Raw genomic sequence first — 20,530 nt, forward strand, 5'->3', positions numbered from 1 at the left:
CTTTTAACTATCATTTATGAAAGCACTACTCATTGAAAAAATGTATGAATGGAGTAAAAAACCGTATCAAAAGTTTTTTAAGAAAAATGAAGCCTGGAATATTACTCCAAAAGATTTAATCCAATTACCACAAGAAACTTTAGGGTTTCATATGGGTTGTTTTCTGTTGAAATACAATTTTGAGATGCAACCAAAATTAGAAGATCATGATGTAGTTCATGTTTTAACCAATACTGGTGTTTCGGTTATTGAAGAAATTGGTATGCAATATTTACTTTTTGGCAACGGAAAGCGCAGTGCTTATTTATACATGGTCATTTTCATTGGAACACTTTTTTATCCATCTAAACTAAAAACATTTTACAAATTCTATATGCGAGGAAAGAATGCGCATAAATTTTACAATCTAGATTTTCAGAAAATGCTTTTGCAACCCATAAGAAAAATTCAATTCACATTTAATATCAGATAATCATGGAAACAACAATTTATGACCACAAAACTCCCGTAAGTTTTTCAACCTATTTGGCTATTGGTTCTTTTATCATTGGAACAATACTTTTCATTTTACATCAAATATTCCCGAATGAAGACTACATCTTCATCATTGGCTTTTTTTATGTGCTTTTTGCCATTCTTTTGAATTCATTGGTATTGCTGAATCTTTTATATCAGTTTATTATCAATGAAGCTGAGCGAGAAACTATCGCCATCAGAATGCTGATTCTATTAGCAAATATTCCAATTACACTACTCTATTTTTTTATCGTAATCAAAATCTAATTTAAATATATCTATCATGGAAAACTCAGAAACAAAATCGTTCTTTCAATCTACAACCGCCAAAATGATGATGGTTGGTTTACTTACATTTGTATTATTAATTCCACTACTATTCGTTCAAAATTTAATTCAGGAACGTTCAGAACGTAAAAAAGAAATGGTCAATGAAGTGGCTGAACTTTGGGGAAAAGACATCGTATTTTATGGCCCAATTTTGAAAGTTCCTTACACTTTTGAAGAAAACTATAATATAACAGATGTTAAAACGGGTGCCGTTACTATTCAAAAGAAAAATACAACCAAGTATGCCTATTTCTTCCCAAATGAGTTGAACAACAACTCAAATGTTCGAAAAAATGAAGCATTAAAACGTGGTATTTTTAATCACGTAGTATTTACTGCTGATATGAAATTTAACGGTTATTTTTCGGAACCAAATTATACAAAACTTGGCATTTCTGAAGAAAATATGCACTGGGATAAAGCTTCAATTGTTTTAAAAACAACCAACTTGAAAAGCATTAAAAGCGAGTTGAAAATGAAGGTTAACCAAGAAAACCTTTTGTTTGAGCCTCAAAACAGTGAAAAAAGTAAATATAGTATACTTGCGACTAATACGTTTGACTACAAATCATTACTTGTAAACAACAAGCTCAATTTTAATTTTGACATCACCTATAATGGAAGCAATAGCATTGATTTTGTTCCTATTGGTAAAGTAACCAAAGTTGTTATTGATAGTGACTGGAAATCGCCAAGTTTTGATGGTTCATTTGCTGCAAATGATACTTCTAAAGTAGTAAATGACAATGGATTTCATGTGGATTGGAAAATTTTAGACATCAACAGAACGTTTACCCAGCAATATGACGATGTAATTCCTGATTTGGATGATTACCTGTTCGGTGTAAAATTGATTGAAACTGTAGATGAATATCAGCAAAATGAACGTGTTTCTAAATATGGTTTCTTGGTAATTGGATTAACATTTCTGATTTTCTTCTTAATTCAATCTATCAGCAAAATAAATATTCATATTTTTCAATATTCTATGGTTGGAATTGCCTTAATCATGTTTTACACTTTGCTAATTTCCATCACAGAACACAGTAGTTTTACATTGGCTTATGCCATTGCTGGAACTTCAGTAGTTGCAATGATTACGCTGTATTCTATTTCGATACTTAAAAATCGAAAGTTTCCGCTATTTATTGGAACAGCACTTTCAGTATTGTACACGTTTATTTTCGTAATTATTCAAATGGAAGATTATGCTTTGTTAGTTGGAAGCATTGGTTTGTTCTTGATTCTCGGAGCTGTGATGTATTTCTCAAGAAAAATTGATTGGAGTAAATCGTAAAAAAGTTTAATAGTTGAGTTTTTTTTAAAGGAATTCATTAAGAGAGAAATCTCTTTTTGAGTTCCTTTTTTATATCAAATCAACTTTCCAATCTAAGTCATTTCTGTACCAAAGTTGACCGTTTTTGACTTCTAAAGGTGAATCAAAATTGTTGGTATATAAACTTCCGGTTCCTAAACCTTGAGGCATTTTTGTATTCAATGTAAATGTAAATTGAGCAATAGCATTGAGTCCAATATTACTTTCTAAAGCCGAAGTAATCCACCAACCAATGTTACGCTTTTCGGCTAATGAAATCCATTCTTTTGTTCCTCGAAATCCACCTATAAAACTAGGTTTTAAAATGATGTATTGTGGCTTAATATTGTCTAACAATTGTTCCTTTTCGTGAGTAGAAAACACACCAATCAATTCCTCGTCTAATGCAATTGGTAAATTGGTCATTTTACACAAAACTGACATCGTGTCAGTATGATTTTTTTGAATAGGTTGTTCAATACTATGTAATTTAAAACCAGTTATTTGATTTATTTTATTTAAAGCTTCATTTTCATTAAAAGCGCCGTTTGCATCCACTCGAATTTCAATTTGATTTTCATCAAAATGTTGCCTGATAAACGCTAATAATTCTAATTCTTCATCAAAATTTATCGCACCAATTTTTAATTTTACACAACGAAAACCTTGAGCTATTTTCTCCTCGATTTGGGTTTTCATTTCTTCTTTATTTCCAATCCAAATCAAGCCATTTATTTCAATGGATTTTTTTCCTAAAGTAAATTCAGATGGAAATAATTCAAATGGATTTTCGCTTTGCAAAGACAAAAAAGCCATCTCAATTCCGAACTGAATGGATGGGAATTCTATCAATTCTTGCCATAGCTTTTCTCCACCTAAATGAATGTTTTCACACGTCCATTTTAACTTCTCTTCATAATCATTTCTATCATCAGCAGAAAGTCCACGAAGAATACCACACTCACCTATTCCTTTCTTTCCGTTTTCTTCTAAAATGATAAACCAAGTTTCTTTCTCGGTCATTATTCCTCGAGAAGTTCCTGATGGTTTTTTGAAGTTTAAAATGTATTTATGATAGGTTGCTTTCATTTTTACTAATCCAGAACACGTAAAATCTTTTTGAAATTGCTAGTGTCGAATCCGTTTTCTTCAAATTGCTTGAAATCGAATTCGGTTTGCTCTTTCCAGCTTTTCATGCTTCCCAAGCTATTTTTTTGATACTTTCTGTGAATATCTTTTGCTTCTGAAACTCTATCTGTAAACATATAAATATGCGCTAATTTCAAATGATAGCCAACTTCTGTTGGATTCATTTCAATCGCTTTTTTAATGCTTTGTTCCGCTTTGATGAATTGCTTGGTAGCGATATATAAATTCCCTAAGAGACCATAATCTTTATCTGTAGCTAGATTTGTATCCATTATTTCATTCTGCATTTTGGCAATAGCTTCATCTGTCTTTTTAACAAAATTAAGCATTCTTGCATCTTCTCTAATGTAACCCAGATAAGAACTCATTTGACCTGAAGCCTTTAAACTTTGTTTAATTACGGAATCAATTGCAGCTAATTTTTCTACTTTTAACAGCTTTTGATACTCTGAATATTTATATTTTTTACTGAAAGCGTTAATAAAATTACCAAGAAATAAATCTTTATTATCCAGATGTTTAACAAATGATTGTGTTTGAACATTTGATAACAATTCTTTTTTATTTTCATTCGTCCAACCATTACTTGCTTTATAATCAACCCAAGGCACAATTTCTAAAACAATTTTTTCGTTCATTACCCAATTATCACTTTCAAAACCAATCCAAAGGTTTTTAATTCCGCTTGACATGCATGTACTCTTTTGATTAAAAAGCTTTGCATCTTTGTTTACAGGTGTTTCTTGAAGCAAACAAGCGTTTTTTGTTTCACCCTTAACCAAATAGTGTTTTGCATCATTTTCGTTCGTAAAAACAGCGTATTTGCATTTATCGCTTCCTTTGATGCTTGTAGCTAAAAAAAGTGCGCCAGCTGTTCCTTGACTAATTCCCGATGGATCGGGAATGGATTTTAACAACGAAACCAAGCTCGAAGAGAGTTTTTCATTATCATCCAATAAAGTAATACGGAAAGCCAATTCGGTTGTTCCTTCAGGAAAATCAGTCGATTTTATAAACTTTTTTTCTCCTGCTTTTAGCGTTATTGTTTCATTGGTAGTTCGAACATTATCCCAATATCCTGAAGGATTTTGAGCAAAACCTATTGCACTGACCAAAAGCAAACTAAACAGTATTTTCATTTTGTTTTTTTATTTACAAAACAATAAAAGTGCCAAAAGGCACTCTTATTCATAAATTTTCAAATTTCTTTTATAAAACAATGCTTTCTCCTATTTCAAGCAGCATTAAATCTTTGCCTGCTTGGAAGAATTTTTTCTTAGCTTCATCTTTGTCTATTTCGATGTAACCAAAAGTATCATAATGACAACCTATAATCTTATCGCATTCCACAAAATCAGCCGCCATAATTGCGTCATCCACATCCATCGTGAAGTTGTTTCCTATTGGAAAAACAGCTAAATCCAACTTGGTTCGCATAGGGATTAATTTCATATCCATAGTCAAAGCAGTATCACCTGAAATGTAGATGTTTTTGTGTTCGCCTTCAATCACAAAACCACCAGGATTTCCACCATAACTACCATCAGGAAACGAACTGGAATGAATAGCGTTTACATATTTTACTTTTCCAAAATCAAAATTCCAGCTTCCACCATGATTCATTGGATGATTCTGAAAACCCTTGTTTCCATAGTAGGTTGCTATTTCCCAATTAGAAACAATTTTTGCATTAGTGTTTTTGGCTATGGTTTCAACATCCAAAATATGGTCTTGATGCGCGTGAGTTAATAGAATATAATCTGCTTTTAAACTATTAACGTCAATTTCTGAAGCTTTTGGATTTGCCGAAATAAATGGGTCAACAATAATATGTTTTCCTTTGATTTCTAAACCCAAAGCTGCATGTCCGTAAAATGTAATTTTCATAATATATTCTTTTAATTAAACGTAATTTACGACAATATCTGAAATAAAATAAATCAAACACAAAGCCAACAATACTGATAACAGGAACGTACTGATTGCTAATTTCTTTAATTCTGGATCTAAAAGTTTTGGATTGTTGTTTTTAGCAACCGTCATCAAATGGCTAATCATCGGAAAATAAGCCACAACAAAAATATATTGGTCAATATGAAAATCGTTTAAAAAGGCAAAAATCAATACTAGCAACATTGCCGAAACAACCAAAAAGAAATGATATCCTTTTGCCCACTTTCCTCCCATTTTGACTACAATCGTATTCTTTCCTGATTTTTTATCACTTTCTTCATCGCGCATGTTGTTTAAGTTCAAAACACCAACACTTAAGAAACCTATTGCTGTTGCTGGCAATAACAATAACCAATCAATGCTTTTTGAAAACATAAAATACACTCCAAATGTACTTACCAATCCGAAGAAGATAAAAACAAACAAATCGCCATAACCTCTATAACCATAAGCACCAGTTCCAACCGTATAACGAATAGCTGAAGCTATAGCCAAAACTCCTAAAATCAAAAAGATAAAAGAATACAAAAGATAGCTTTCTTTAAACGCAAAATAGATTAACAATACCGCAAACAACAACGTAATCAATGATGTTAAAACCATGGCTTTTTTCATGGATGCAGGCGAAATAACACCACTTTGAATGGCTCGTTTTGGTCCAACTCTATCATCATTATCGGTTCCTTTTACTCCATCGCCATAATCGTTGGCAAAATTGGAAAGTATTTGTAATCCTAACGTAGTAAGCAATGCAAAGGCAACAATATTCCAATTAAACATTCCTTGTGACATCGCATAAAAACTTCCAACAATGATTCCCGATACCGAAAGTGGTAACGTACGAACGCGTGCGGCTTCAATCCAGTGTTTCATTTTATAATTTCTTTTCTTTTAAATTGAATGCACTACATCCAATTACTGTTCTTTTTCTCAATTTTATATAACCAAAGGTTAACCAACTGATTTATTCTATCAAACCTGCCCAGATAAAACGAAACGTTTCCTCCAGCTGTGTGCAAAGTTAGTGAACCTATGTTTAAGTTTTTGTGCCAAAACAACTGCGAAGTCGTTAAAGCTTGTATTTTTTCTAATTGAATAATTTCTTTGTCAATATCCCAAGCTCCACTTTGCTTGATAATGTAATTATCGTCTACAAATAAACGGTAGTTTCTAAATCCGAAAAACAATAATAGTAATACTGCCAAGGCATAGAAAATTGCAAAAGAAACATATTCAAACACCTTTTCATTTGCAAAATGTCCAATGGCATAAAACACTGATAAAGGTATGACAATTAAAAGAAAAATAGAAAAAACCAGCTTTCTAAAATTGGGTTTCATCGTTTCTCCTTCTTGTGGAATTTCTTTGAATAGTAGTTTTAAAATCTCATCGGCTTCTAATGAATTACAACCCGGAATTTCAATTACATTGTTGTTTTCTTTGTCGGTTCTGCCAATAGTTTGCTTGATAACAATTTCTAAAACGTTGAGTTTCTTTTGAAAATAATTCCTTGTAACTCTAGTGATCTGAACTTTTTCGGGTTTTAAAAGTGTGCTTTTAGTATTGATTAATCCATAAGACAACACCAAAGAACCTTTTTGTTTGGCAACAGTATATCCAAAAAACTTTATAATAGTTCTACCTATGTTTAAAATAAAAACAACTGTAAACAATATTAAAACAAACATCAGAATAACATAAATAACTGGTTTGTTTTCTACTAAATGGTCTACATTTTCGGAACTGATTACATCTGTTTTTCCTGCTTGACTTAAACCATCGTAAATCGTGAAAAAGAATGTCAACAGTAATCCAATAGTTTTCACATAATTGGAAGTTATCCCTATTTTAAACAAACTCACTAAATCTATTTTCAGAAAAGGAACATTGAACTTCGTTTTTGGATCAACTATATCGGTAAACTCTGTGGTAGTTTCTTTGGCTTCGTTTTCCAGTAATTTTGATTTTAAAGCCAATGCCAATGAATGCGAAATTGCTTTGATATTTCCCTCTTTTTTATCGCTTCCAGCTGTGTCAACATCTAAAGTATAGACATTGATAATGCGTTGAATTAGATTCTGACTGATGTTAACCTGCTGGATTTTATTCAATTGAATGGTAGTTCTGCTTTTATTCAAAATTCCTTCATGGATAACAAATTCATCTCGTTGGTCATCAATGTAGAAAGTAAAATTCAGATACCTTAAAAAAGCAATAACCACAACAATTAGAAGAATAACCAATATCCCTAAAGTGATATACAGCCCATTTAAACGATCAGGTTTTAAAATCATAATAAACACAAGCGGCAAAAACGCTCGAGCATACTTTTGTACACTATCGGCAAAAAGCGCAATGATTCCAATCTTTGATTGGCGTTGAGGCTGATTGAATTGGTTTTCCATCTACAATTGCACTTGAATTTTACCCATCAACAACTGTTTGATGTCTTCGGCTTGTGTTTTCTCGATTCCAGGAATTTTCAAATCGCTATCTGAACCACCAGCGGTAAAAATTTCTACAGCCGCTAAACCAAACCAGCGTTCTATTAACCCTTCGTGAAGCGCTACATGCTGCACACGGTTATAAGGAATAACCATAGTGTTGGTGGCAATAATACCATGACGATAAATCACATCGTGTTCACGAAAAGCAAACCCTTTCTTTTGAAATGACAATCTACAGAAAAACAAAACTACAACTAACAAAAATGAATAAGAACTCCAAATTATTCCTTGAACTTGTTCGACATCATCTTCAAACACTACTGCAACGCCTAAAAGGACTCCTATCAACAGGAATATAAAAGCAATTTTAATCAACACTACTTTCCAATAGCTTGATTGTAGTCGTTCTAAAGAAACGGCTTCGTATCTTGGTAATTGACCTAAGTCTAAAACTTCATTGGTAAAATCTTCCATAATATTAATTTGGAATTATAAATTTAGTTGTCAAAACAAATTACGGCAACCACTTCTTCTCAAAATTCGGCTTGCGTTTTTCAAGGAAAGCGTCGCGACCTTCTTTTGCTTCATCAGTCATGTAAGCTAATCTTGTTGCTTCGCCTGCAAATACTTGTTGTCCTACCATGCCATCATCGGTTAGGTTCATGGCAAACTTCAACATTTTAATAGAGGTTGGCGATTTACCTAATACTTCCTGCGCCCATTCATAAGCCGTAGCTTCCAATTCGTCATGAGGAACAACTGCATTGACCATTCCCATTTCAAAAGCTTCTTGTGCAGAGTAGTTTCTACCTAAGAAGAATATTTCTCGAGCTTTCTTTTGACCGACCATTTTTGCTAAATACGCCGAACCATAACCACCATCAAAACTCGTTACATCGGCATCGGTTTGTTTAAAAATAGCATGTTCTTTGCTGGCTAAAGTCATGTCGCACACTACATGCAAACTGTGTCCGCCACCAACAGCCCAACCAGGAACTACACAAATCACTGCTTTTGGCATAAAACGAATTAACCGCTGCACTTCCAGTATGTTTAGCCTGTGGTAACCATCTTCGCCAACATAGCCTTGATGTCCACGTGCTTTTTGGTCGCCACCAGAACAAAATGACCAAACTCCATCTTTAGAACTTGGTCCTTCGGCAGAAAGCAATACTACACCAATTGATGTATCTTCTTGTGCATCGTGAAAGGCTTGTAATAATTCTGAAGTAGTTTTTGGTCTGAAAGCATTACGAACATCGGGTCTGTTGAACGCTATTCGTGCTACACCATTACATTTCTTATAGGTGATATCTTCAAATTCTCTGACGGTTTTCCAGTCTATAGTACTCATCTGTGTTTGATTTATAAATTCTATATTTTTGTTAAAAATAAGGTCTTGAAGTTTAAAACTACTATTTTAGCGTAAAAATAAATCATTTTTTAACGCTAATCTCAATTCAAGATATATTCTTATGAAGAAAAATATTCTTTTCCTTTTATTCGTTTTTTCAGCATTTATAGGCTTTTCGCAACCTTATGAATTTCAAACTATTAAAGACATCGATGCTTTGCCGGTTATTTCACAAGGTAGAACTGGTACTTGCTGGAGTTTTTCATCAACTTCATTTTTAGAAGCCGAAATTCTTAGAATTACAGGACGTAAGATGGATTTATCTGAAATGTATAACGTAAAATACACCTATTTGGATAAAGCCGAAAACTATGTGATGCGTCAAGGAAAAGCGCAGTTTGGCGAAGGCGGATTGAATCACGATGTGATTAACAGCGCTAAGAAATATGGAATTGTTTATGAAGATATGTATACTGGAAAAGTAAACCCAAACGAGCGTTTTGACCACTCAAAAATGGTAAAAGAACTAGAAGACATTCTTAAAAAAGCAGTAGCAGATACGCCTGCTAAATATCCAAACTGGAAACAAGATTATCTGGCAACGCTTGACAAATACATGGGACAATTGAGTATTGAAGAAAAGTCGCTTTCGCAAAATAACACACTTGACCGAGTTTCTAATAAAGAAAACAAATCATTGTCGCCTAAACAAATCTTAGAATTATCGAAACTTAATTTGAATGATTACATCACCGTAACTTCGTTTACCCAAGCGCCATTTTACAGTCAGTTTATCTTAAACATTCCAGATAATTTTTCGAATGGTTTTTTCTACAATCTTCCTTTAAATGAATTTATACAAACTATTGATTATGCCTTAGATAATGATTTTACGCTTGCTCTGGATGCTGATGTATCTGAACCTACTTTTTCCAGTACAGCAGGCATGGCGGTTATCCCGATGAACGATACTGATGCTAAAGAAATTTTAACTTCTATCAAACCCGAAAAACAAATCACACAAGAATACCGTCAGCAGGAATTTGAAAACTTCAACACTACTGACGACCATTTGATGCACATTGTTGGTAAAGTAAAAGACCAAAAAGGAAACATCTATTACAAGGTTAAAAACTCATGGGGAACCGATTCTGGTAAGAACGGTTACATCTATATGAGTGTTGCCTACATGCGTTTAAAAGCCATTTCGGTAATGCTACACAAAGACGCTTTGGCAAAAACTACTAAGAAAGAATTGGGGATTTAACTCCCAAATTTCACTTTATAATCGTTGATAGCTTGGTTGAGAATTTGCTCGGCAACTTCACGATTGTGAAATTCCTCTACAACAACCTGTTTGTTTTCGAGCTTTTTATAATCTTCAAAAAAGTTTCTGAGTTCAGATATAAAATGACTTGGTAACTCTGAAATGTCATTAATATGATTTACACTCGTATCACCTTCGGCTACAGCAATTATTTTGTCATCCGCTTCTCCACCATCAACCATTCGCATAACTCCAATAACTCTTGCAGAAACGACACACATCGGTACAATTTTTATTTGCGAAATAATTAATATGTCTAGCGGATCATTATCATCACAATAGGTTTTTGGAATAAATCCGTAATTGGCAGGATAATAAACCGAAGAAAACAAAACTCGGTCTAGTTTTAACAAGCCGCTTTCTTTATCTAATTCATATTTTGCTCTGCTTCCTTTTGGAATTTCAATTATTCCGTTAACAATTCCAGGAGCATCTGCTCCATAATCTACATCGTGCCAAGGGTTTATATTCATAATTGTCTTGCTAATTTTTGCTTCGCAATGTAATTAAATTTTAAAAGAACAGGAAAATGAAACTGTTAATTATTACTTATAAAATCTTACCCAACCTTCACCGAGGTCATCGTGAGCGAACCTCCAACGGCTTTGTCGTTATAAAACCCAACCTCATCTTTTTCATCTTGCAGTCCTAAGGTATACAAGAGTGGATAGTAATGGTCAGGTGTTGGTATAGCAAGTTTTGCGGCAGAACCCAATTGTTCATAATGTATTAAAGAATTAAAATCTCTAGCACTGATTTTATCTTTAAAAAGTTGGTTCATCTCTATTGCCCAGTCATAGCCAAACTCGGGTTCTCTGAGTTTATCCCAAGCAACCATTCGTAGGTTGTGCACCATATTGCCGCTACCAATAATCAGTACTCCTTTTTTGCGTAACAAAGTGATTTGTTTAGCCAATTCGTAGTGGTATTGAGCAGGTTTACTATAATCAATACTGAGTTGTAGCACGGGTATATTAGCATCAGGATACATGTGTTTTACTACTGTCCAAGTGCCGTGGTCCAATCCCCATTCATGATCAAGACCAACATGAGTAGTGGTTATTAGTTCAGCTGTTGCTGCTGCCAGTTCTGGACTACCTTTAGCAGGATATTCTACTTCATACAACTCTTTTGGAAAACCTCCAAAATCGTGAATTGTCTTTGGATGCTCCATTGCCGTGATGTGGGTTCCATTAGTGAGCCAATGTGCCGAAACTACTAATACTGCTGAAGGTGTTGGAATTTCTTTGCCAAACTGTGTCCAAGTACGTGTAAACTCGTTATCTTCTATTCCGTTCATGGGCGAACCGTGCCCAATGAATAAAACAGGCATTTTATAATCGGAATCTTTTAAGTCTTTAGACCAGTTGTATAAGGTATTTAAACTATTCATTGTGCTTTTGTTGACAAATGTTTTGTTTTACATTTGTACATACAAATATACAATGGTTTTGATAATAATAAACCTGTTTTGTATTAAGTTTAACCATTAAAAACTAATTCGTTCCATTATATGCTTTTTCAAACTCTTTCCATTTCTGATAGTCACCATTGACAATAAAAGTTCTTGAGTTTTTAAAAGCACTTGTCACAAGGCCTACTGCACTTCCAGCTGGTATACCAAGTAATAAACCTGCTGCTGCACCTTGTTCGGGTGTATAGGATAAAAAAGAAGCATCGGGTTCAGCACTAACTGCACCAATAATAGCAAATAAACCTCCAGCAACTGCCGCTCCAATAAGCGCATTATGACCTGCCGAACGTTTTGTTTTTATTGTACCAATAGTATTAACTGGTATGTCTATTTTTTCTCCTTCATGGATTACTTGAACGATACTGTCCGAAACAAAAGAAATTTTACCTTTATTAATTTTATGACCATTCAAATCAAAAACCCTGATAAAAAGATTTTTAGTGATAACTTGAGTTTGCGCAAAACAAAAAACACTCCCCAAAACAAGAATAACAACAGCTAATTTTTTCATACCCAAAATAGTTAAAATGATTAAACCTCTTTTTAACGCAAAGCATCTAAAGGAAAAGGAAAGTACACTGTTATTTATGAGGTAGTTAGGTTATATTAAAAGTACACTTTTTTTCAATAAGTTTTACATTAGCATTCATTAAAATCAACCTTTCATTTCTGAAAAAAAAATTTATTAACTTCGTAATTACGAAAACCATAAAACTCAAATTACCATGAAAAACAAAATTCTCTTTGTAGTAGCACTATTGTTTGGCTTAATGTTCCTCAATGCCGGACTGGACAAATTTTTCCACTACATGCCAATGCCAGAGGACATGCCCGAAGAAATGCAAAAAACCTTTGCCGCTTATATGCAAATTGGCTGGCTTTTACCGCTAGTAGGCGTAGTTGAAATAGTAGGCGGATTACTAGTTATTATTCCACGAACACGTGCTTTGGGTGCTTTAGTTATACTACCTGTAATGGTTGGTATTGTACTGGCAAACACTACAGGAGACACTAGCGGCTTACCACTGGTTGCCGTTATGAGTGCTATATTAGTTTGGATTATGGTTGAGAACCGAGAAAAATATGCGCCGTTGTTTAAATAATGAAACTACTCTTTATACGTTATACTATTTAAAGCAGCTTCGGCTGCTTTTTTTATTGTTTTAAAATGCAAAAACATCAACTTGTCATGCTAATACAGAAAGCATCGGATAACAATAATAAAAAAACCAAACCTGACAGGTTTCTAAAACCTGTCAGGTTTAAACTTAATAACTCAAAGTCGGGAGACTTTGTGTAGCTGGTTATCAAATACTATTCATATTGTGGTTCATAATACAACAACAATGCACCACTTTTAAACGTTTTAGTATTAACAAGTTTTAAAAAAGTCCTGCCGTTTATACCTTCAAACAGCGGCAACCCTTTTCCCTCAACAACCGGATAAATACACAATTGAAACTCATCAACCAAACCCATATTTAGCAACTGAATAATCAAACTCCTGCTACCAACAAAAATAGCTTCTCCCGATTGCTTCTTCAGTTCCAAAACCTCATCTTTCAAGTCGCGCTTTGCCAGTCTGGCACTATCCCAATCAACATTATGTATTGTCCGCGAAAAAACAACCTTCTCAATAGTATCTATCGCCACAGCAAAATCATTCATCGACTTTTCCTCCGAAGGATTTTCAAGCACAGTCTGCCAAAACTCCATAAGCTGATACGTCGTTCTGCCATACAATATCACATCACCCCTACCCAAAAGCTCCGTATAATGCGCATGTATTTCCGCATCGGGCATGCCCGCAGTGTGGTCACAAAACCCATCGAGTGTCATATTCAATGCTGCTATAACTTTTCTCATGTTTTATTTATATTTAAATCATCTATGGCTGCAAACCGCTGTTTTAGGCTGGCACGCTCAAACTTTGGTTAAGTTTTCTTTTCCATAACCACAACTTGGACAATATCTTGCTTTTGGAGTTCTGAATGGTTTTTCACAATTAGGGCAATCTTTTCCAAACTGACTTCTTTGATGATGTAATATTGCGTTTGGATTTGATTCATATTCTCCAGTGATTAATTTATACATTTCAAGCAAATACCTAAATTGCTCAAAAGTTTCAATTTTATCGAGCCAAACATAATTTTCTATCTTTCTTTTTGCCAACTCTTCTTCCACGACTTTTTTCCCGCCAAACCATGCTTCTCTGCATAATTTGAATTCGTCATCGTCAAGCATTTTGACTTTCATATCGCAACGCCAACAAAATTTCTCTTCCATTTAAGTTGTGTCTTTTAGTTTAGGTGTGAGTGCTTGCCTATAATTAATTTATATGTTTCCCAAATCTAATCAATCCCATTCTCATAAAAAAGGGGGAAATCCCCCTAATTTTAAAACTCTTTACTTGTCATGCTGATAAAGGAAGCATCGCTAACGCTGATTAAAACGAGTCATTGCAATAAACGGCTGTTATAAGCCGTTTCTTAGATTTTAATTATTTCTAATACAATTTCTTCGCAACCAATTTGAATTACTTGACCACTTTCAAAAATGTAAAATATATTGTCATCATCATTTGATTTTTCTCTTAAAGTCAATTCCTCTGATTTTCTTAACTTGCCTTTTTCATAAAATGTTATTTCTATTAATGAATCTTCTCGATTTTTATTTTGATTTTCAATTGCTAATTCATTAACGTTATTATGAATTAAAACTATTTCTTCGGGTTCTTCTTTATTTACCCATTCCCCAAAACTTCTTCTACAAAAGAACTTCAATTGATTTTCTTTTACGCGATAATCGAAACCAACAAAATCGAAATTGTTATGAATATCAATTAGTTTGCCGTCAAACTTCAATGCGTAATTATCAATTATTTTAAAATTAGTTTTCATGAATTGTATACGTGTTTTGCAATGATATATAACTCATATATACCCGCTATAAAATAGCGACTATACACCCAAAATCGGGTAGATTGTCGCTACCAAGTAGCGTAATACCTTCCAAATGTAAACAATCCAATTCTCATAAAAAAGGGGGAAATCCCCCTTTTTTCAAAAAACTTCTAAACTTTTAAACTCATAAACTCCTAACCTCAAAAATAAAAACCTCTCCTTTGGAGGGGTATCCGCCAGAAGCGGATGAGGAGGCCATTACGCCACCTTCATCACAACCTCAACATCAAACCTTTCTCCTTTATAAAAAACCATTTTAACAACAGTCGTTTCATAACCTGGGCGGCTAAAAACAAACTGATAAACCCCATCCTCCATATGCTTTAAATAAAAACCACCACTCGCAGAAACTCTGCGCTTAAAATTCAACTCATTACAAACCATAGTAACTTTCCCCACTCTATTTCCTTCCCCATCAACCACCATTCCTTTAGCACTCAATTCATAATAAGCCGCTTTATCAATACGTTTTGCATTAATAAATTCCTCAACAAATTCAGGATATTCAGTAGTAACTATTCGAGTCAGTTTAAACATCTTAGCTACCAATACAGAAGCCTCTTGAAATTTAACTTTCAGCCCAGCAGTGGCAGCCTTTTTATCCTGTATTCCCGCCTTTGGCTTAGGTATTGATAACTCATACAATTCAACATTAGCCTTAAATTCTCCAAGCATTTCAGCAGTAACACCATAAGGTGCCAAGTTAGCCAAATGCTCCAATGCCTTGTCATGTATAATCATACAAGTCGTTCTACACAAAGTATCTGGCAGTTTCACCAACCCCGATTCCGTATAATCAACCTCGCTATACAGCAAATACAAATCATTATTACTGGCATACCCCATAACTTTACCAGCAATAACACCACCTTGTTTACTCACAAGTTCTTTTATCGTAATCTTTTCAATAAAATTTCCCTCGCGGTTCAGCACCTGATTACCCGTCAAAACGTTAATCTCATTTACCTTGTGCATAAACTCACCAAACAAATTGTCAAAATTTGGCATCGCTGCTAGTATAGCAGACAATGTACCTTGAATAAATTGTGCAAGCACAACAAACATTGATAACTTTCGTTCCTGTTTTCTGTTCATTTCAATTAAATTTTAATTCATAAATAATTTAATCAACTGCAATTGTATAACACAAAGCAAATAAAAATTATCTATCAAAATCAAAAAACAAGCATGTAATTTTAAACTTACTTTTATTTTTACAAATAATGTAAATCATTTTATTTTTAACAAATAATTATTCAAAAAATAACCTATTTAATATAAGAATTTTAGTAAATTATTAATTTCTTTAGTGACACATTCATATTCTTGAGTGACACATTCATATTCTTGAGTGACACATTCATATTCTTAAGTGACACATTCATATTCTTGAGTGACATATTCATTCCCACTAATGACACATTCATATTCTTAAGTGACATATTCATTCCCACTAATGACACATTCATATTCTCTGATAACATATTCATTCTCACTAATGACAAATTCATTTTCCTTAGTAACATCTTCCATTTCACTAAAAACATATGCATCATCAGTAACATCCACTTTACATAAACCATTAACTTAAAACATTCAACTTATAACCAATACGCTTTCATCATTTATCAAGTAGTTATATTCTAAAATTCATAAATCTTAATTCTTAATTCATAATGAAATATTTTTATCTTAGTCTTTCAATACCAATAAACCAATGACCAACTATACCACCAGCCAAAAACTAAAACACCTTTTAAGCTTTCCAGTAATCATTGCCTCATTAGGCTACTTTGTTGATATATACGACCTGCTGCTTTTTGGCATTGTCAGAGTTCCCAGCCTCACCGACTTAGGACTCAACGTAGACACCGTAGGCACTACCATCATCAATTATCAAATGACAGGTTTACTACTCGGTGGCATACTTTGGGGTATTTATGGCGACAAAAAAGGACGACTATCCGTTCTCTTTGGTTCCATATTAGTCTATTCAGTAGCCAATATCGCTTGTGGTTTTCTACCCCAACTACCGTTTGAAGACAAAGCAACACTCTATGCCATCCTGCGTTTCATAGCAGGAATAGGACTCGCCGGAGAACTAGGCGCCGGAATAACGCTCGTTTCCGAAAGCCTACCCAAAGAACTCCGCGCCATAGGAACATCAATAGTAGCCGGTTTTGGTCTGCTTGGTGCCGTAGTAGCACAACTCACCGTTGAACTCGCTGGCTCCTGGACAACTGCCTACTTCATTGGTGGCGCACTGGGTTTAGTACTGCTCGTACTTCGCGTTAGCGTTAGCGAAAGCGGCATCTACAAAGACATAGAACACGACACTAGCATAACCAAAGGAAACTTCCTTTCCTTTTTTACCAATAAAACACGCTTTATCAAATACCTCAAATGCATCGCCATCGGATTGCCAACGTGGTTCAGCATTGGTATATTGGCTTTGATGGCAAATCAGTTTGCACCCATTATGGGCATAGACAACATTGTTCCCGGCAAAGCCATCATGTGGGCATACATTGGTATCTCCGTCGGTGACTTCGCCAGCGGATTCATCTCTCACCTGCTCCATTCCCGAAAAAAAGCCATTTTCTACATGATGCTTTTCACTGTCGTAGGCGTATCGTTGTTACTTTTTGCTAGTCCAAAGACGGAAAACATGTATTATTTCTATTGCGTATGGCTCGGCTTGGGAACAGGTTATTGGGCAATGTTTGTAACGGTAGCCGCAGAACAATTTGGCACCAATGTTCGCAGCACTGCTACTACAACCGTTCCTAACATGGTTAGAGGATTGCTTCCCGTTATGCTCATCGGTTTCGATTATTTTAAGCAAAGCATGAGCGTAATTTATGCTGCTGCCATTATTGGTTTAATAGCCTTCACTTTAGGAATTTATAGTACTCTTACTATTAAAGAAACCCACAACACCGATTTAGACTTTACAGAGTAATCCTTTTCACATTATAAAGCTTGTTTTCAGATATTTAACATTTGTTTAAGTAATTAATTTATCTTTTAATTGTAACTTTATGGAAGTTAAAATCACTGTTTTGAGACATACTTTATTTTGGTTAATATGGTTTTAACTTTTTTTGGATTGTACACGTTCAGTTAGTTTTTTTTTTAGTTCCTAGACGGAATATCAGTAGTTAGATTATTCATAAAATATGGGTAAGAGATTTAGGTAATGGAGATATTACTTGGGGTTTATTATTAACTTCTGATTGACGTAAATTGAAAGTTGGCTATTGTTTTAAAGAGCTTTGGAAATTGTTTTACATTTAAACGACCAAAGAGGAAACAGAATAACAAAACAGTTAGTTGCTTTTGTTTGATGACTTAGTTACATATACAGTAGTTGTCAAACCATTTTACAAGTAGTAAGAAACTTTCTTGATTGTTATGGGAATGGCAATTATTTTAGGAAAAGAAAGAGGTAAGATGCAATAAAGTCAATTATCTATAAGCTGATAAAACTTTAATTGAAACGAGCTTTCCGAAGGAAACCGTCCTAGAAAATCTAGGACGGTTTTTTATTTGTTATAATTCAGCTTAGTAACTATTGTTACAATCCTTTTCAATTTAATGCTTCAAATTTGTACCTTAAATTTTTAGGTATGACATTATTAGAAATCATAAAGCAGCCATGGCCGTGGTATGTAGCCGGACCATTGGTAGGACTAACCGTTCCTATTTTACTTCTACTAGGAAACAAACATTTTGGTATCAGTGCTAATTTAAGACACGCTTGTGCTATTTGCTTACCCAAAAATATTGCGTTCTTTCAATACGATTGGAAAAAGGAAAAGTGGAACTTGTTTTTTGTGCTGGGTATTTTAATTGGAAGCTTCCTCACCTACTCTTTTCTGTCTAACCCAAATCCAATTCAAATACATCCTGATTTAAAAGCAGAGTTAATGAGTTATGGCATTAATGATATTTCAGGCATGCTTCCTGAATCTATTTTCTCCTGGAATGAACTTTTCACCATCAAAGGATTTCTAATAATAGCACTCGGAGGATTCCTCATCGGATTTGGTTCACGTTATGCTGGTGGTTGTACATCAGGACATGCTATTTCAGGCTTGTCGAACCTTCAACTTCCATCATTAATAGCAACTTGTTGTTTCTTCATTGGCGGATTGCTAATGGCTAACTTTATTTTACCTTATATCCTTTCACTTTAAACTTATGACCATGAAAAATGAACTAGATACTAACCTAGATTTTGAAACGCGTTCTTTAGATACAATCTGCGTCAATGATAGTCAACTTGAACACAAATGGTATCATAATTTAAAATATGTATTTGTTGGGGCTTTGTTTGGTTTAGTATTCATCAAAGCCGAAATTATTAGCTGGTATCGCATACAAGAAATGTTTCGCTTTCAATCGTTTCATATGTATGGCGTTATTGGCAGTGCAGTTCTCGTCGGGATTATCTCTGTCTTCTTAATTAAAAAATTCAACATCAAAACCATCTATGGAGAAACCATCGTTTTTCATGACAAAACGTTTAACAAAGGGCAAGTTATTGGAGGCGTACTTTTTGGGCTTGGTTGGGCAATCACTGGTGCTTGTCCTGGCCCTATCTTCGCACAAATAGGAACGGGAGTAACCGTAATGATTGTTACTTTATTTTTTGCTATTCTTGGCACATGGGTTTATGGTTATTTCAGAGAGAAATTGCCTCATTGATTTAGTAAGAAAACATTAAAATCACATTAGCAGAAACTCATTTTTAGTTTGATTAAAAATGATAAAATTATTCTTGTTCCAACTACATTCTTTATCTTTGTGCTGCTAAAAAATGAATATGGATACTGTACTTGATAATAATCTTCCTATTGGAAAACCAAAATGGCTAAAAGTAAAATTACCAATTGGTCAAAAATATACTGAACTTCGTGGATTAGTTGACAAATACAAACTGAATACAATATGTACTTCAGGTAGTTGTCCTAATATGGGAGAATGTTGGGGTGAAGGAACGGCAACCTTTATGATTTTGGGTAATATTTGTACACGTTCATGTGGTTTTTGTGGTGTAAAAACAGGAAGACCTGAAACTGTAGACTGGGATGAACCTGAAAAAGTAGCTCGTTCTATAAAAATCATGAATATTAAACATGCTGTAATTACAAGTGTTGATCGCGATGATTTGAAAGATATGGGTTCTATCATTTGGTATGAAACCGTTCAAGCCATTCGTAGAATGAATCCTGAAACTACTTTAGAAACTTTAATTCCTGACTTTCAAGGAAACGAAAAAATAATTGACCGAATCGTTGCTGCTAACCCCGAAGTTGTATCTCATAACGTTGAAACCGTTAGAAGATTAACTCGTGAAGTGCGTATACAAGCTAAATATGACAGAAGTTTGGCGGTTTTAAAATACTTAAAACAACAAGGCGTTCACAGAACTAAATCGGGAATCATGCTTGGTCTTGGTGAAACCGAGGAAGAAGTTATCCAAACCATGCAAGATTTAAGAGATAACGATGTTGATATTGTTACTATTGGTCAATATTTACAACCAAGTAAAAAGCATTTACCAGTTAAGTTTTTTGTAACTCCTGAACAATTTGAGAAATACGAAAAAATAGGTAAAGAAATGGGATTCCGACATGTAGAAAGTGGCGCATTAGTGCGTTCTTCTTACCATGCTGAAAAACATATTTTATAATTTT

At 34.1% G+C, this 20,530-nt stretch carries 23 protein-coding genes; 9 read left to right on the top strand and 14 right to left on the bottom strand.

The features are described from left to right. Positions 1-16: 16 nt before the first annotated feature. The 3 genes from RN605_RS04355 to creD are packed head-to-tail and all read left to right on the top strand — an operon-like array spanning position 17 to position 2,143. Complete coding sequence (locus RN605_RS04355) at positions 17-472, top strand: Coq4 family protein (RefSeq protein WP_313322536.1); 456 nt, start codon at positions 17-19, stop codon at positions 470-472. A gap of 2 nt (positions 473-474) precedes the next feature. Beyond that, positions 475-783 carry a hypothetical protein gene (locus RN605_RS04360; RefSeq protein ID WP_313322537.1) on the top strand — a complete coding sequence of 103 codons (309 nt, stop codon included), beginning with the start codon at positions 475-477 and terminating at the stop codon, positions 781-783. A 16-nt stretch (positions 784-799) separates the two neighbouring features. Continuing rightward, entirely contained in the window at positions 800-2,143 is a 1,344-nt protein-coding gene (creD, locus tag RN605_RS04365) for a cell envelope integrity protein CreD (protein WP_394853493.1), read from the top strand. Between the two features lie 69 nt (positions 2,144-2,212). On the opposite strand, the gene RN605_RS04370 is transcribed toward creD, so the two are convergent. The 7 genes from RN605_RS04370 to RN605_RS04400 all read right to left on the bottom strand — a co-directional run bounded on the left by RN605_RS04370 (position 2,213) and on the right by RN605_RS04400 (position 9,064). Continuing rightward, positions 2,213-3,250 (bottom strand): o-succinylbenzoate synthase, encoded by a 1,038-nt coding sequence (locus RN605_RS04370; RefSeq protein ID WP_313322539.1) that lies wholly within the window; start codon positions 3,248-3,250, stop codon positions 2,213-2,215. Between the two features lie 5 nt (positions 3,251-3,255). Further along, a complete protein-coding gene (locus RN605_RS04375) occupies positions 3,256-4,449 on the bottom strand; it encodes a tetratricopeptide repeat protein (RefSeq protein ID WP_313322541.1) in 1,194 nt (397 codons plus the stop codon). A gap of 70 nt (positions 4,450-4,519) precedes the next feature. Continuing rightward, entirely contained in the window at positions 4,520-5,197 is a 678-nt protein-coding gene (locus RN605_RS04380; protein ID WP_313322543.1) for a metal-dependent hydrolase, read from the bottom strand. A gap of 15 nt (positions 5,198-5,212) precedes the next feature. Continuing rightward, positions 5,213-6,136 carry a 1,4-dihydroxy-2-naphthoate octaprenyltransferase gene (gene menA, locus RN605_RS04385; protein ID WP_313322545.1) on the bottom strand — a complete coding sequence of 308 codons (924 nt, stop codon included), beginning with the start codon at positions 6,134-6,136 and terminating at the stop codon, positions 5,213-5,215. Between the two features lie 32 nt (positions 6,137-6,168). Beyond that, positions 6,169-7,668, bottom strand: a complete 1,500-nt coding sequence (locus RN605_RS04390) for a PH domain-containing protein (protein ID WP_313322547.1) — start codon at positions 7,666-7,668, stop codon at positions 6,169-6,171. After that, positions 7,669-8,184: a PH domain-containing protein gene (locus RN605_RS04395; RefSeq protein ID WP_313322549.1), complete on the bottom strand. Its 516-nt coding sequence runs from the start codon at positions 8,182-8,184 to the stop codon at positions 7,669-7,671. It abuts the gene before it with no gap. A gap of 40 nt (positions 8,185-8,224) precedes the next feature. Next, the gene (locus tag RN605_RS04400; protein ID WP_313322550.1) at positions 8,225-9,064 is read right to left on the bottom strand and encodes a 1,4-dihydroxy-2-naphthoyl-CoA synthase; all 840 of its coding nucleotides are present in this window, start codon (positions 9,062-9,064) and stop codon (positions 8,225-8,227) included. A 121-nt stretch (positions 9,065-9,185) separates the two neighbouring features. On the opposite strand from RN605_RS04400, the gene RN605_RS04405 reads away from it, so the two are divergent. Further along, complete coding sequence (locus RN605_RS04405) at positions 9,186-10,331, top strand: C1 family peptidase (RefSeq protein WP_313322552.1); 1,146 nt, start codon at positions 9,186-9,188, stop codon at positions 10,329-10,331. Here RN605_RS04405 and RN605_RS04410 read toward each other — a convergent pair. From RN605_RS04410 to RN605_RS04420, 3 genes are all read right to left on the bottom strand, one after another. Continuing rightward, entirely contained in the window at positions 10,328-10,864 is a 537-nt protein-coding gene (locus RN605_RS04410; RefSeq protein WP_313322554.1) for an inorganic diphosphatase, read from the bottom strand. The genes RN605_RS04405 and RN605_RS04410 overlap by 4 nt on opposite strands. An 86-nt stretch (positions 10,865-10,950) precedes the next feature. Continuing rightward, positions 10,951-11,784, bottom strand: a complete 834-nt coding sequence (ygiD, locus tag RN605_RS04415) for a 4,5-DOPA-extradiol-dioxygenase (RefSeq protein ID WP_313322556.1) — start codon at positions 11,782-11,784, stop codon at positions 10,951-10,953. Between the two features lie 103 nt (positions 11,785-11,887). Continuing rightward, positions 11,888-12,376 carry a hypothetical protein gene (locus RN605_RS04420; protein ID WP_313322557.1) on the bottom strand — a complete coding sequence of 163 codons (489 nt, stop codon included), beginning with the start codon at positions 12,374-12,376 and terminating at the stop codon, positions 11,888-11,890. A gap of 214 nt (positions 12,377-12,590) precedes the next feature. On the opposite strand from RN605_RS04420, the gene RN605_RS04425 reads away from it, so the two are divergent. After that, positions 12,591-12,968: a DoxX family protein gene (locus RN605_RS04425; protein ID WP_313322558.1), complete on the top strand. Its 378-nt coding sequence runs from the start codon at positions 12,591-12,593 to the stop codon at positions 12,966-12,968. 211 nt (positions 12,969-13,179) lie between these two features. On the opposite strand, the gene RN605_RS04430 is transcribed toward RN605_RS04425, so the two are convergent. The 4 genes from RN605_RS04430 to RN605_RS04445 form a co-directional block, all read right to left on the bottom strand. After that, positions 13,180-13,731, bottom strand: a complete 552-nt coding sequence (locus tag RN605_RS04430; protein ID WP_313322560.1) for a dihydrofolate reductase family protein — start codon at positions 13,729-13,731, stop codon at positions 13,180-13,182. A 57-nt stretch (positions 13,732-13,788) separates the two neighbouring features. Beyond that, positions 13,789-14,151 carry a hypothetical protein gene (locus RN605_RS04435; protein WP_313322562.1) on the bottom strand — a complete coding sequence of 121 codons (363 nt, stop codon included), beginning with the start codon at positions 14,149-14,151 and terminating at the stop codon, positions 13,789-13,791. A gap of 203 nt (positions 14,152-14,354) precedes the next feature. Then, entirely contained in the window at positions 14,355-14,765 is a 411-nt protein-coding gene (locus RN605_RS04440) for a hypothetical protein (protein WP_313322563.1), read from the bottom strand. Between the two features lie 261 nt (positions 14,766-15,026). Then, entirely contained in the window at positions 15,027-15,923 is an 897-nt protein-coding gene (locus RN605_RS04445) for a carboxypeptidase-like regulatory domain-containing protein (RefSeq protein ID WP_313322565.1), read from the bottom strand. Positions 15,924-16,545: 622 nt separating this feature from the next. Here RN605_RS04445 and RN605_RS04450 point away from each other — a divergent pair. The 4 genes from RN605_RS04450 (at position 16,546) to lipA (ending at position 20,526) form a co-directional block, all read left to right on the top strand. After that, positions 16,546-17,790, top strand: a complete 1,245-nt coding sequence (locus RN605_RS04450; protein ID WP_313322568.1) for an MFS transporter — start codon at positions 16,546-16,548, stop codon at positions 17,788-17,790. A 667-nt stretch (positions 17,791-18,457) separates the two neighbouring features. Beyond that, positions 18,458-19,027: a YeeE/YedE family protein gene (locus tag RN605_RS04455; RefSeq protein ID WP_313322570.1), complete on the top strand. Its 570-nt coding sequence runs from the start codon at positions 18,458-18,460 to the stop codon at positions 19,025-19,027. Between the two features lie 10 nt (positions 19,028-19,037). Beyond that, positions 19,038-19,538 carry a DUF6691 family protein gene (locus RN605_RS04460; RefSeq protein ID WP_313322572.1) on the top strand — a complete coding sequence of 167 codons (501 nt, stop codon included), beginning with the start codon at positions 19,038-19,040 and terminating at the stop codon, positions 19,536-19,538. 118 nt (positions 19,539-19,656) lie between these two features. Next, positions 19,657-20,526: a lipoyl synthase gene (gene lipA, locus RN605_RS04465; protein WP_313322574.1), complete on the top strand. Its 870-nt coding sequence runs from the start codon at positions 19,657-19,659 to the stop codon at positions 20,524-20,526. Positions 20,527-20,530: the final 4 nt, after the last annotated feature.

This window comes from Flavobacterium sp. PMTSA4 (assembly GCF_032098525.1).
Classification (GTDB): Bacteria; Bacteroidota; Bacteroidia; order Flavobacteriales; family Flavobacteriaceae; genus Flavobacterium; species Flavobacterium capsici.

Excerpts from the sequence above, each read along its gene's own strand:
- RN605_RS04435 (WP_313322562.1), bottom strand. The coding sequence starts at position 14,151 with ATGGAAGAGAAATTTTGTTGGCGTTGCGATATGAAAGTCAAAATGCTT.
- RN605_RS04460 (WP_313322572.1), top strand. The coding sequence starts at position 19,038 with ATGAAAAATGAACTAGATACTAACCTAGATTTTGAAACGCGTTCTTTA.
- RN605_RS04355 (WP_313322536.1), top strand. The coding sequence starts at position 17 with ATGAAAGCACTACTCATTGAAAAAATGTATGAATGGAGTAAAAAACCG.
- lipA (WP_313322574.1), top strand. The coding sequence starts at position 19,657 with ATGGATACTGTACTTGATAATAATCTTCCTATTGGAAAACCAAAATGG.
- RN605_RS04375 (WP_313322541.1), bottom strand. The coding sequence starts at position 4,449 with ATGAAAATACTGTTTAGTTTGCTTTTGGTCAGTGCAATAGGTTTTGCT.
- RN605_RS04380 (WP_313322543.1), bottom strand. The coding sequence starts at position 5,197 with ATGAAAATTACATTTTACGGACATGCAGCTTTGGGTTTAGAAATCAAA.
- RN605_RS04440 (WP_313322563.1), bottom strand. The coding sequence starts at position 14,765 with ATGAAAACTAATTTTAAAATAATTGATAATTACGCATTGAAGTTTGAC.
- RN605_RS04430 (WP_313322560.1), bottom strand. The coding sequence starts at position 13,731 with ATGAGAAAAGTTATAGCAGCATTGAATATGACACTCGATGGGTTTTGT.
- ygiD (WP_313322556.1), bottom strand. The coding sequence starts at position 11,784 with ATGAATAGTTTAAATACCTTATACAACTGGTCTAAAGACTTAAAAGAT.
- RN605_RS04395 (WP_313322549.1), bottom strand. The coding sequence starts at position 8,184 with ATGGAAGATTTTACCAATGAAGTTTTAGACTTAGGTCAATTACCAAGA.
- RN605_RS04410 (WP_313322554.1), bottom strand. The coding sequence starts at position 10,864 with ATGAATATAAACCCTTGGCACGATGTAGATTATGGAGCAGATGCTCCT.
- menA (WP_313322545.1), bottom strand. The coding sequence starts at position 6,136 with ATGAAACACTGGATTGAAGCCGCACGCGTTCGTACGTTACCACTTTCG.
- RN605_RS04455 (WP_313322570.1), top strand. The coding sequence starts at position 18,458 with ATGACATTATTAGAAATCATAAAGCAGCCATGGCCGTGGTATGTAGCC.
- creD (WP_394853493.1), top strand. The coding sequence starts at position 800 with ATGGAAAACTCAGAAACAAAATCGTTCTTTCAATCTACAACCGCCAAA.
- RN605_RS04445 (WP_313322565.1), bottom strand. The coding sequence starts at position 15,923 with ATGAACAGAAAACAGGAACGAAAGTTATCAATGTTTGTTGTGCTTGCA.
- RN605_RS04450 (WP_313322568.1), top strand. The coding sequence starts at position 16,546 with ATGACCAACTATACCACCAGCCAAAAACTAAAACACCTTTTAAGCTTT.
- RN605_RS04370 (WP_313322539.1), bottom strand. The coding sequence starts at position 3,250 with ATGAAAGCAACCTATCATAAATACATTTTAAACTTCAAAAAACCATCA.
- RN605_RS04405 (WP_313322552.1), top strand. The coding sequence starts at position 9,186 with ATGAAGAAAAATATTCTTTTCCTTTTATTCGTTTTTTCAGCATTTATA.
- RN605_RS04425 (WP_313322558.1), top strand. The coding sequence starts at position 12,591 with ATGAAAAACAAAATTCTCTTTGTAGTAGCACTATTGTTTGGCTTAATG.
- RN605_RS04400 (WP_313322550.1), bottom strand. The coding sequence starts at position 9,064 with ATGAGTACTATAGACTGGAAAACCGTCAGAGAATTTGAAGATATCACC.
- RN605_RS04360 (WP_313322537.1), top strand. The coding sequence starts at position 475 with ATGGAAACAACAATTTATGACCACAAAACTCCCGTAAGTTTTTCAACC.
- RN605_RS04420 (WP_313322557.1), bottom strand. The coding sequence starts at position 12,376 with ATGAAAAAATTAGCTGTTGTTATTCTTGTTTTGGGGAGTGTTTTTTGT.
- RN605_RS04390 (WP_313322547.1), bottom strand. The coding sequence starts at position 7,668 with ATGGAAAACCAATTCAATCAGCCTCAACGCCAATCAAAGATTGGAATC.